Below are 12,577 nucleotides of genomic sequence, written 5' to 3' on the forward strand. Positions count from 1 at the left end.
ACTTCGTCCGCCGCGGCGGAAGCAAAGCGTATCGAGAAGTAAGCAAATGTATAAACAAAATTACATTCTCTTAAGTCAATGACATTGGTCGCGGCGGATGCTCTGAATGACAAATTGAGTTTAACTCATATTATTTTATTGACACTCTTATCCCTTCCGAATGCGATGTAAACTCAGGTGCATACATACATTGAATTGTGCTTATTCCATTTGAGAAATCGCCGGCTAATGAAGCACGAACTGCATATTCAAAAACATAAGTTCCTTTTGGTAAATATCCAAAGAAGAAATTTGTCGATGCATCTTTTGTACTTTCATAATAGCCTAAACCATCCTGCCATTTATAAGTTGAAATAACATTAATAGGTTCAAAGCCTGCTGCACGCATGTCTTTCATATGAACGTATTCCATGTCACGATCAACGCGTAACTCAATTCTTATAATTACCTTATCTCCAATTTTTATTGATGAACCCGGTTTTACAAGCTCCATACTTTTTCCTGCAGCACCAAAGTTTTCGACAAATATTTTTTTACTTAACTTTAATGGAGTTTCATGTGGTGTAATTTTATCAAGTTGTTCAAAATATTGCCAGTATAAAGCACCCCAGCTTACGCCTTCGTCTTTTTTAACAATGGTTACATTACCCATTTCAGGTTTTATGTCTGAGCCACTCCATGAAGTTTTGATATAACCTGTACCTGCTTCTGCTTTTTGTTCAGGCATATTTTTAGGATCAATCTTAATGTTGCCAACTGTTATTTCAACATTTGGTTCAGTTGCAAGCCAGTCGGTTCCTTTTAATAACAAAGCATAGATAGCTTCAGTTGTAGCTTTTGTTGTTTTCCAGTCCTGTGTTTGTTTTTGTTTTAGCAACCATACTTTCATGTCGTCAACAACTTTCTGGTCACCCGAGATTTCATCAAATGCTTCAATAAGCAATGCCTGAGTCTCAATAGGAGCTTGCCACCAGTAGTAACCACCCAAATTGTCTTTCCAGAACATTCCTAATTCTTCTGAGTTTTGTGCATTTTCTTTTATTGATGCGAGTATTTTGTTAGGAATTGTTTTGTCGCCTGTGCGGTAAAGTGCAAGTGCTATCATTCCCTGCATATACTTACTCTGACTCAACCAGTATTTTTGAGCTTGTCCACGGAAATATTCATATGCTTCTTTGCAATTAGAAGATATTTCAATTTTATCATTAAAGAAACTTCTTGCATATAAATATTGAATCTGAATATCAGAAATGTGGTTTTTTTCCAGTTCATCAGGTTTATAATATTTTTTCAGGTTTGCATAGTCTTTTCTGATTTCATTATCTAAATACCGAACTCCTCTTTGTGTCATGTTCCAAGCTTTATAGTCTGTATTCAGATTAATTACATTAAGATGATTTAAATGTCCGAATCCTGTAACAATGTGTTGTGTAATATATCTGTCGTCGGGCATTCCGCTAAACCACATCCATCCACCATTTGAGCATTGCAGTTTTTCTAATTTGTTAAATGCTGATTGAACATTATTCGACATAAGGTTTAAATCAAATAAAAGACCTACGCGTTTTTTTCTGGTAGTTTCATCTTTAGCATCTAAAACCCATGGTGTTTCCTGAAGTAATACTTCTTTAAGTTCCTGATTTTTCTCAAGATTTGAAAGCAATGCTTTTGAATCTGTAGTGTTTTTCCACGAATCGAAAACTGCTTTTATTTTGGGTGAAGAATTTGCAATATGTGATGCTAATTTATTCCCATAATAACGTGAAAAAGTTTGTTCGGCACATTCGTAAGGATACTCCATAATATATGGTAATGCCTGAACAGCATACCATGCAGGATTTGCAGTAAATTCTAATGTGAGTTTATGCTGTTTTAAAGTTTTTGACGAAGCTGAATTTATCAGCTTTGTTAACTGATAATTTTTAGTTGTTTTTCCGCGAATTGGTAATGGTAATGATTCCGTTACCAACATTCTGTTTGATAAAACAGGAATAATATTTTGTTCGCCGTCAGAGAATTTACCTGCAATAGCTACAATCTTGCATGAAATAGCATCTACTCCTTCAGGTACGTCTAATTCCCAGTTTATATTTATAGATTGCCCTTTCTTTATTGTAAAAGATTTTACAGAGGCTTTATTTCCAAATAAATTGTCAATTGGCTTATCAGTTATAGCATCAAAAAGGAATAATTGTGCCTGACCGGTTGTTTCTTTTTCTCCAAGGTTTGAAATCTTTGATGATACTGAAATCTTATCGTTTTCGCGCATAAACCTTGGAAGATTTGGCATTACCATTAATTCTTTTTGAGTAACCAGTTCATTTGTTATTGTACCGATTCGCAAATCTTTTGTATGAGCTAGTCCAAGCATTTTCCATTTTGTTAATGCTTCAGGAACTTTAAATGAAACTATGATTTCACCTTTGTCATTTGTTTGAAGATTTGGTAAAAAGAAGGCTGTTTCGCTAAAATTCTTTCTTGCCTGAACAGAATTTAAACTTTGACCTTGTGCCGGAGGTGGTGGTGGAGGTAGTAGGCTTGCTTCCTGATCCTTAAAACCTGCAGAAAGTGTAACTTTGTCAACAGCTTTTCCATCACAAGGAACCATATTAGAAACTGTTGTTACATCTCCGGCTTTATATAATTTTTGTTCATCAGCTTTTCCGGGTGAGTCTTTAGTTTTTTCTTCCAGAGCAAAAGCTCCAGTTTCAGCTCGGGCACCTCTAAAGTTATAATCGCCATCATCAAGGTATCCGTAGTAACTGTAGCGGGAATACATATAATTCTGAAGTCCGAATAAATCAATTCTGTCATAAATCTTATATGTGTAGTATGACGGTTCATTCCAGTAAATCTGTAGAAATGCTGATGAAGCATTAGAAAATGATTGTCCCTGATTCCAGTATAGCTCAGTGTAAAATCCCGGATAAAGTGAAAGTGACCAATCGTGAGGTTTAAATGCATCAAGTGAAGCATCGTAAAGTGTGGCTACCATTTCTGCAGCAACTTTGTCACCTTTTTTACCTTTTATTAATAATTTCCATTCTTCCTGTTCACCTGGGTATAATTTGTTACGGAATGATGAGAAACTGATATCTAATTCTTTATTTGAATAAGGTACAGTAATTAAATCATTATATGGATATGCTCTGTTGTGTCTTACCAAACTAAAGTGAACTGAAAGGTTTCCACGATGAATTTCCGAAATAGGAATCTCAATTAATTTCTGCTCGTTGTTTAAAGTTAGCCATTCGCTTTTTATTATTTTCCCTTTGTGTTCAATTTCATAAAAAACTTTGGAGCCTGTTTCAGAAGAACCGATTAAGTATTTAGCTGTTTCACCGGGTTCACAACTGTTTTTAATAGGGGTAATAAAACTTGAAGTATTAATAAATGGTTTAGTCGAAATTGGATTGTAAACCTCAATATAATTTTCATATTTTACTGGTTCGCCAAATTTATCTGTAGATGTTATTTCAATATAATAGTCACCTTGTTCCCAGTTTTTAATATCAGAAATTTTAAGTTTTTTAGTAATTTTTGTATCATATTCATTTGAAAATACTTTTTTCTCTTTTTCCCAACTTGTAGGACTGTCTTCATTTTTATATGCAAATAATGGGAATTGTTTTTTGAATTCTGCTTCAGAAATTGAATATATATCAGGTAAATTCCAGTTTCGTTTTATAAGCAATCTGCCATCAGATTTTAATTTATATATATTAACTTGTCCTTTAGATTGTACGTCAATGCCATTAAGGTTTTGTGAACTTACTTCAATAGCATCGGTTTCCGATAAATTAATATTACCATACCAGTTCGAGCCAATTACTAAAGATTTGTACCCAATGTTAACTTGTGTTGATGCACTTCTGGTTTCACCGTTAATATCTGTAACATCTGCTGAAACAGAATATGTAAATGCAGGTGAATATTTTGCATCAACTGATAAATCGGGTTTTGCATCAAATTCAATTGTGTATTTTCCTTCAGCATCTGTAGTTGTAGTACCATATGATATTACAGACTGATTGTTTGTTGTTGGATATGACCACCAGTACCACCAGCGATATGGGAAATATGTGTTACGTGTTACACGATAGCTTACTTTTGCTCCGTCAATTGATGAGCCTGCGTATGCTTTTGCCTGCCCGCTTATTTTTACTTTATTTTCTAATCTGAAAGTTTCTTTTAAAGTATCAAAAACAACTTCAAATTTTGGTCTTTTATATTCTTCAACCGAGAAATATAAAGTTCCATAACCATCTGCAGAAAGACTCATTTGCCCGTTTAATAAGCCAGATGGAAGTGTGAAAGTTCCCTGAATACTTCCATATTCATTTGATGTAAGTTTTAAATCTGATACTTTCTGGTAATTTACATCATATAATGTGACTGTTGTTTTGAAATTAGGTACAATTTTGTTATTTGTTCCATCTGTATCTATTACTATACCTTTAAAGTAAATTGTCTGACCCGGTCTGTATATTGAACGATCTGAAAATAGGAATACTCGTTTTTCCATTTTTGTGTCGTAACCATAATATCTGTATTGATAAAATGATTCATCGCTTGATAGTTTATCATTACCTTTTTGAAATGCTATGAAAAAATATCTGTAATCTTTTGGAGCAGGAACAGTAAATTTTCCGTTATCATCGGTAGTGAAAGTTAAAGATTTAACATATTCATAAGACTGTGTTATGTAGCTGTATTCTTCTTTCCATAAAGTAGCAATAACACCTTTTTCGGGCAATCCGGATTCTCTGTTTAATACACTAAAACTCATTGCTTCTCCATTATATCTTCTGCTTAAATATGAAAGATTTGTTGTTGTTACAAACGAATAACCATAGCCATTTGTAACCCATCTGAAATCTTTTCTGTTACTTGCTATAACAATATACTGACCAACGGGCATTGCCGGAAGTGCAATCTCAGTTGAATATTCCTGATAGTCATTTTTATTTGGCAATGCTATTGAGAATACTTTTACTGCCGGCATTTTTAAATAATATGCTATCAATAAACTGTCATAAAGATTTCTTGTTTTCTTTTTATCTTTTTCCCAATCTATTTTAATTATTTTAAAATATAAACTGTCAATATTTTTAAATGTTAACCTTGCAAGCATTGGCTTATCGGGTAACTGATATTTTTCTGTAACAAAATCGAACGATTTATTAAGAATTTTGTTTTTAAGTGCAAGGCAGTTAATTCCGCCGTTTGAATCTTTATATCTTTTTATTCCTAATTCAGCAGTCTCTAGTGCTTTCTTATTATAGTCCTTATATTTTTCATTAATATTCGGCTGAAATGTTATACCTAAATGAAAATATTGTTCCCCAAGTTCTGATAAAATATCTGCACAAACAGGATCGGGGCTATATTTATCATTTAATAATTCTAGTGATCTGGTGTAAAGTGAATCTTTATTATTTGAGATGGAGTTATTATAAACAAACTTTAGTCGTTTTAAATCTGCATCTACCAAAGCCGAAGCCGAATCGTCGTTTGTGTGAAATGCAATTAACTCCTGAAATATTTTAAGTGCCTGAAATTTTAATGATAACGAATCAGCACATTGAATTTTATAATTAGAAAAATCTTTTGCATTTGCAAAGAGGTGTTCATCGGTTAAATTAAATTCATATGAAGGACGGGTAATATCAGCTTCGGAATTCATGAAAAAATCTATTGCTCTGTGGGCAAGAAGATCATAAAGCGTTGGACGGTAATTTCTGGCTGTAACATTGGTATCAAGAATATCTATAAACAAATCAACTCTGGTTCTTTGCAGGCTATCAGTATTTTGTAACGAAGCAAGATAATATGTTGTACTTTCTTCAACTAATCTTTTTGCATCCCATGTGGCAATGTCATCCGGTCTGAAACTGCTGGTATTTGTACGTTGCAGAATAGTGTATCTGTTTTGAGAATAATACTGCCAGAAAAAATCACCTAATAGTGACTGAAGTACTGGTTTTACCGGATATTTTGCACTATCGCATTCGTTTTTTAGTTGAGTAATAATTTTTACATTACCATCATCCTCTGTCTGTATAACATACTTTATTTTAAACATTAATGCTTTAACAATCTGAGCGTAATTGTTTTCTGTTTTTGCAGTTTTAAATATTTGCTCAACAAGTTCTGATGCTGATTTAGGTAAGCCTTCATTTTCAAACTTTGTTACTTTTTTCCAAGCTTCTTCGTATGAATCGCCTTTTTTGAATTCGATGAATGCTTTTTGACTTTGTAATGTTGAAAGAATTAATGCCGAAGCACTCGCAAAAATCACTAAAAATAGTGTTACAAAAAGAAAGCTTTTGGTATTCATAGTTGTTTTTTTATTCGTTGAAATTTACTGAATTTTATTTAAGTGAAGAAATTTTCGTGTGAAAGATGCAACGAATTAAAAATTCCATAAATGTTTTTTTTATTGTTTGCTAATGCGGATTTAAATCAGCATTTATTTAAATCGGGATTTAAAATCACGATCAGTAACGAAAATAAAAAAGCCGGAATAAAATCCGGCTTCGTTATATTTAATAGTAGTTTTTACTTTACAATTTCAGGATCGATAATAATACGACCGCAGTATTCGCAAACAATAATTTTTTTACGGGTTTTAATTTCAAGCTGACGCTGAGGTGGAATTTTATTAAAGCAACCTCCACATGAATCGCGCTCAACACCTACAACAGCTAAACCGTTACGTGCATTGCTGCGGATACGTGTATAAGCCTGAAGTAATCTTGGGTCAATAATTTTATCGAGTTCTACAGATTTTTTTACAAGTACATCTTCTTCTTTTTGAGTTTCTTCTGTAATCTCTTTAAGTTCGTTTACTTTTAATTCCAAATCTTTTTTACGATCTTCAAAAACTACTCTTGCTTTAGCAATTTCATCTTTTTTCTCGTTCATTTGAATTGTAAATTCTTTAATGCGTTTTTCGCATAACTGAATTTCCAACTGTTGAAATTCAACTTCTTTTGTTAAAGCGTCGTACTCACGATTATTGCGTACGTTATTTTGTTGCTCGGTATATTTTTTTATTTGAGTTTCAGATTGTTTGATTTCAGCTTTTTTTGTTGCAACTGCTTTTTCAAACTCTTTGCTTTCTTCTTCAAATTTATTTATACGAGTTTCCAGACCTTCAATTTCATCTTCTAAATCTTGTACTTCTAGTGGAAGTTCTCCGCGAAGCATTTTAATACGGTCAATTTGAGAATCAACTGCTTGAAGATTGTGTAAAGCACGTAATTTTTCTTCTACCGAAACGTCTGAAACTTCTACTTTTGCTGATGCTTTTGCCATATTCTACAGATAATTAACAGGATTAGTACTTACTTTGGAAAAATAGATTGCAAAGGTAGGGAATTTTTTATTAAGTAATTCATAAAAAATTTCAAGAGTATGATATTCTGTTTCAAAATGACCTGCATCAATCAAAAGCATCTTATTTTCAGGCTCTTGAAATTGATGGTATTTTAAATCAGCTGTCACGAATGCATCAGCTTCTGATGATAAAGCCTCTGATATTAAGAAACTTCCACTTCCACCACATACTGCTACTTTTTTAATTTTTTTTCCTGTTAGTGCAGAATGTCTGATTTGCTTGCAATTAAGCGTTTCTTTGATTGATTTAAGAAATATATTTTCGTCAGTTTCTTCATTTAAAATTCCAATAGCTCCAATTCCTTGTTTATTAAAAGTGTTGTCGAGAGATAAAATATCAAATGCTACCTCCTCATAAGGATGATTGGAAAGTAGGGCCGACAAAACTTTTGATTTCAGATGCGATGGAAAAATAGTTTCAATTCTTGTTTCATTTTCTGTATGAAGCTCATTTATTTTTCCTGCAAAAGGATTTGCATTTTCATTTGCACGGTACGTTCCTTTGCCTTCAGTATTAAAACTACAAGAATCGTAATTTCCAATGTTACCTGCACCTGCTTCAAATAATGCAGTTCTGAGTTTATCTGCATGGTCAGCAGGGACAAAAGTCACCAGTTTTTTTAAGTTTCCTGTTACAGGCTTTAATATTTTAATTTTTTGCAAACCAAGTTTTTCGGCAAGTTTTATATTTACTCCCTGCCATGCAGAATCAATATTTGTGTGGCATGAATAAATTGCAATATCATTTTTAATTGCTTTAATAACAATTCTCTCTGTAGAATTTTTTCCTGATAATTTTTTTATTCCGCTAAAAATTAAAGGATGGTGACTAATAATTAAATCTGCTTTGTTTTCAATTGCTTCGTTAATAGTGTCTTCTGTTACATCTAAAGTTAGTAAAACCGAATTAATTTTTTTGTCAGTACTACCAATCTGCATTCCTGTATTATCGTATGGTTCCTGAAATGATAAAGGTGCAAGATCTTCAATGACTTTTATTATATCTTTAATTTTCATTTTTAGTTTTTTACAAACTTAAAATATTTGTAATAAATAATAAAGGCTTTTCAGTTCTAAATAAAGTTTAATTTTACAAATTATTTTTTCAAAATAACAAATTGGAATATTCAAGTTATATTTTTGCCGGTGTTGCTGCAATTTTTGCCGGGTTTATAAATGCAATAGCAGGAGGAGGAACTTTAATTACTTTTCCAACATTAACTGCTTTAGGTTTACCGCCTGTTATAGCTAATGTTACTAATACACTTGCACTTTGTCCGGGTTATTTTGGTGGAATATACGCGCAAAGAAATAATTTCAAATCCCAAAAGGATCAATTGTGGAAAATGTTACCAATAAGTATTATTGGTGGATTAACTGGTGGTTACTTGCTTTTAAAAATGCCAGAAAGCTCTTTTGAAACTTTGATTCCTTATCTTATTCTAATTGCAACTGCATTATTAGCTTTTCAAGTACCATTAAAAAACTGGTCAGTTTCAAGAAAGCAAAAAAGCTCACAGTTAATTAAAGATATTGGAACATATATTTTAATTTTTTTAGCTGCTGTTTATGGTGGCTATTTTGGCGCAGGCTTGGGTGTAATTCTAATGGCGGTATTAGGTTTGTTAGTAAATGAGAACTTAAATAAAGTAAATATTTTAAAACAAACTCTAGCTTTTGTGATTAATGTTACGGCAGCCATTTATTTTTCGTTTTCGGGCAAAGCAGAATGGATGTTTGTTTTAATAATGGCATTGGGAGCAATCCTTGGAGGATTCCTGGGTGGTAAAATGGTGGACAAAATTCCAACTACAGTTTTGAGATATATAGTTGTTTTCATAGGAATTACTGTTGCAGTAATTTACTTTATTAAATGATGTTTTTTAACATTGAAAAATAGTAATTGTTATCGAAATGCTGTATTTTTACATTAATAATTATTTAAATATATGAGAACAATATTTTTTCTTTTGATGTTTACATCATTCCTTTCATTAAATTCAAATGCTCAGGCTATTGCGGAAGATTTTACTTTAACTGATTGTAATGGAAATTCTGTTTCTTTATATCCGATTTTGAATCAGGGAAAAGTAGTTGTGTTAATTTATGAGCATCAATGTGGTTCTTGCGTTACAGGATCAAAGCGGGTTCAGAATGTAATAAATAATTATTTTAGCACAAATCCTAATGTACAGGTAATGTATTTGGATAATGGTGGTTTTAATTGTTCAGCTATTGCAACTTGGATTTCAAATAATGGTCTTTTACCAGGTCTTTCTTTTATGTATTCAAGCGATTATGCTTCGCCATATGGTTCGGGTATGCCAATAATTGCTATTGCCGGTGGAGCTTCGCATCATTTGTTTTTTTCTTCAATATCCTTAACAACTTCTACAGAAGCTGCAATTAAAACCGGTATTGATCAGGCACTTTATGAAATTTCAAACAGTGTACCTACTAATACAATAAAAGAATCTTCTTATAAAGTATATCCTAATCCTGCTATTAATCAATTAAATATTGATTTTGAGAGTGCTGTAAATCAGGATGTAAATATTCAGATTTTAGATACTAAGGGAAATGTTGTTGAAGAATATTTACCTCTAAATGTACAGTTAGGATCAAATAAAATTAACTTGCCTCTAAAAGATATTAGTAGTGGTATTTATATTTTTAAGTTGATTTCAAAAGATGTGATATCTCAGCAAGAGCTTGTGATTACTAAATAAATTAAGCTTTTTCAGACAACCTTTCTGTATTTCCGACGTCTTTAAGTTATAAAAAAGAATTTTATGCTTAATGTTTGTCCGGAATTACTTGAATATTTATTAATGCCACCTTCCGATTTAGAGCCGGCAAGTTGTGAGATTAATATTTTAAGAAGCATGAGCATAGAGGATCGTGATAGAAAGCTTGCGTCTATGTCTTTATCAGAACAACTTAAACTTGCACGAACACACAAAGTCTGCACTTCAGTTCTTAACAAAAGCAGATGTCTTTTTGCAGAATAAATTTACTGAGGAATTGTAATCTTTGGGTCTAAATCTTTAGCCATTTTAAAGTATTTCAGAGCTTCCTCTTTTTGATTCAGATTCAGATATGAAATTCCAATGTTCAGAAAAGCTTGAGAATCTTTTGGATCTAGCTCTGTGGCTTTCTTTAGGAAATATATTGATGAATCATATTTCATTTGCATTCCATATGCAACCCCTAAATCTTTTAATGCAAAGGCTTTTTTAGAGTCAACAGAAATAGCCCGATTTAAATAATACGTAGCTTTTGTTAGATCATTTTTATATCTTCCAAACAAATTGCCCAATGTATAGTTTACTTCAAAACGGTTTGGGTTAATTTCAAATAACTCTTGATAAATTTTTATTTTATAATCAGCGCTATCAAGATTCTTAAAAATAATGTCAAGATTAGTGAATACCTGATTGTGATTAGGATTTAATCTTAATAGGCTTTTATAAGCAATTAAGGTTGAATCATAATTTTTATTATATTCAAACCATGCATTTCCTAATAACAACAACGCATCACCGTATGCAGGATAAATTTCTAACGAATGGTTTAAATAACCTATAGCCTGTTTTAAATATTGGTCTCTAACAGCTTTATTCTCGGGTTTTACTCCTTCTTCTATTAATTTTCCGCCAGCAGAACAATTACTTTTTGCACCATTAACGGAAACTTTCACATCTGTTGTAAATAAGGTGAAATCATTTTTCCAATCGGTGTTTCTTGTAACTGTTTTGAACCCATATAATCCTAAAATAACAATTAGTAAAACCGGAATTAAATTTTTTCTGGTATTTTCCTTTTTTATAATTTGTGGGAGTTTGGAAGTTAAAAACCATGCTAACACAATGCAGAATCCTAGCGATGCAATAAAAACAAATCGCTCATTCATAAATGCACCAATTGGAAATAAAATATTTGAAACAGGTGCCAGGGTTATGGCATAAAAGAAAATACTAAATGAAATTATTGTTTTGTGTTTTAAGCCTCTGAAAGCAATAACAACTAATACTAATAAAACAATTAATGAAATAAAAGCTTGCCAGTCGCTCCATTCTGTTATAGGAATATGGTAAGGGTAGTAATCATAAGTAAGCGGATGTGGGAAAAATATAAGTTTTAAATAAACTCCCATTGTATATGTTATTGTTGCAAATTTCTCGGAAGTTGTCATATACAAGAATGAATCATTCATCAACTCGGGAATAACCTTTGCTGTTTGGTCTCCAAGTACTGCTCCTCTTATCATAAAATAAATTAAAGTAGCAGCAAGGATAGGTAGTATTGATAAAATAATCTTTCCAAATTTATGATCTGTAAAAAACCATAATGCCAGTGGAATAGTAACTAAAAATGTTACACCAATTTCTTTTGAAAACATTCCGGCAAAAAAACTTATAAAAGAGAAAACCAAATAAATATTTTTTTTGTTTTCAAGGTATTTTAACGAATAAATAAAAGCAAGTAAAACTCCAATAAGTGATAAGAGTTCATCTCGCCCTTTAATATTTGCAACAACCTCTGTGTGAATTGGATGTGCTAAGTATAGTAAGGTTGTGATTAAAGGTAGGTTATAATACCATTTTGAACTTACATTATACTTTTTAAATAGTTTTGATAAAAGTTTAAAAAGTAAAATACCGATAAGTCCGAATAAGCATATATTAATAAAGTGACTGATGTATGGATTTTGCCCGAAAAATTCAACTTCAAGAGCAAAAGTTGCAACTGAAAGAGGGCGGTATCTGCCTCCAGCTACCAGGTCCTTTTTTACTTTAAAAAATCCAGTAAAAAGTTCGGTTGAGAATATATCCTTAATTCCTGAAACTCCTTTTAATGTATAATCATTTTGTGTGATTACTATGGCATCGTCTAGCGCATAGTCATTTAAGACTGTGTTTCCATAAAAAATAAAAGCAAATAAAAAGATTAAAATATAAATATTGCGATTAGAAACTGAAGTTTTTTTCTCTAAAATAGGAGTTTCTTCAACTTCTATTTTTTTTGCCTGTTTTTTTACTTCCTTTGAATTTTTACTGTACTTTCCCATTTTTAATCATTTGCTGTAAAAGTATAAAAAAATAAAAAAAAGACGTCATTTGATGAAAAATTAAAATGAAATTTAATCTCTGACAAAGGTCATAGTAAATAATCT

At 31.8% G+C, this 12,577-nt stretch carries 7 protein-coding genes; 3 read left to right on the forward strand and 4 right to left on the reverse strand.

Annotated features, from left to right (window positions below; genetic code table 11):
• Nucleotides 1-130: 130 nt before the first annotated feature.
• The 3 genes from HY951_08465 to HY951_08475 all read right to left on the reverse strand — a co-directional run bounded on the left by HY951_08465 (nucleotide 131) and on the right by HY951_08475 (nucleotide 8,418).
• A complete protein-coding gene (locus tag HY951_08465) occupies nucleotides 131-6,340 on the reverse strand; it encodes a hypothetical protein (GenBank protein ID MBI5540077.1) in 6,210 nt (2,069 codons plus the stop codon).
• Between the two features lie 221 nt (nucleotides 6,341-6,561).
• On the reverse strand, nucleotides 6,562-7,320 hold the full coding sequence (locus tag HY951_08470; protein MBI5540078.1) for a hypothetical protein: 759 nt from the start codon (nucleotides 7,318-7,320) through the stop codon (nucleotides 6,562-6,564).
• A gap of 3 nt (nucleotides 7,321-7,323) precedes the next feature.
• Nucleotides 7,324-8,418, reverse strand: a complete 1,095-nt coding sequence (locus tag HY951_08475) for a Nif3-like dinuclear metal center hexameric protein (GenBank protein MBI5540079.1) — start codon at nucleotides 8,416-8,418, stop codon at nucleotides 7,324-7,326.
• Between the two features lie 101 nt (nucleotides 8,419-8,519).
• On the opposite strand from HY951_08475, the gene HY951_08480 reads away from it, so the two are divergent.
• The 3 genes from HY951_08480 (at nucleotide 8,520) to HY951_08490 (ending at nucleotide 10,412) form a co-directional block, all read left to right on the forward strand.
• A complete protein-coding gene (locus HY951_08480; GenBank protein ID MBI5540080.1) occupies nucleotides 8,520-9,278 on the forward strand; it encodes a sulfite exporter TauE/SafE family protein in 759 nt (252 codons plus the stop codon).
• 72 nt (nucleotides 9,279-9,350) lie between these two features.
• On the forward strand, nucleotides 9,351-10,130 hold the full coding sequence (locus tag HY951_08485) for a T9SS type A sorting domain-containing protein (protein ID MBI5540081.1): 780 nt from the start codon (nucleotides 9,351-9,353) through the stop codon (nucleotides 10,128-10,130).
• 63 nt (nucleotides 10,131-10,193) lie between these two features.
• Nucleotides 10,194-10,412, forward strand: a complete 219-nt coding sequence (locus tag HY951_08490; protein ID MBI5540082.1) for a hypothetical protein — start codon at nucleotides 10,194-10,196, stop codon at nucleotides 10,410-10,412.
• A gap of 2 nt (nucleotides 10,413-10,414) precedes the next feature.
• Here the strand turns inward: HY951_08490 and HY951_08495 are convergent, their stop codons facing one another.
• Entirely contained in the window at nucleotides 10,415-12,472 is a 2,058-nt protein-coding gene (locus HY951_08495) for a hypothetical protein (GenBank protein MBI5540083.1), read from the reverse strand.
• Between the last annotated feature and the right edge of the window lie 105 nt (nucleotides 12,473-12,577).

The organism is Bacteroidia bacterium, from assembly GCA_016218155.1.
Lineage (GTDB): Bacteria > Bacteroidota > Bacteroidia > Bacteroidales > GWA2-32-17 > GWA2-32-17.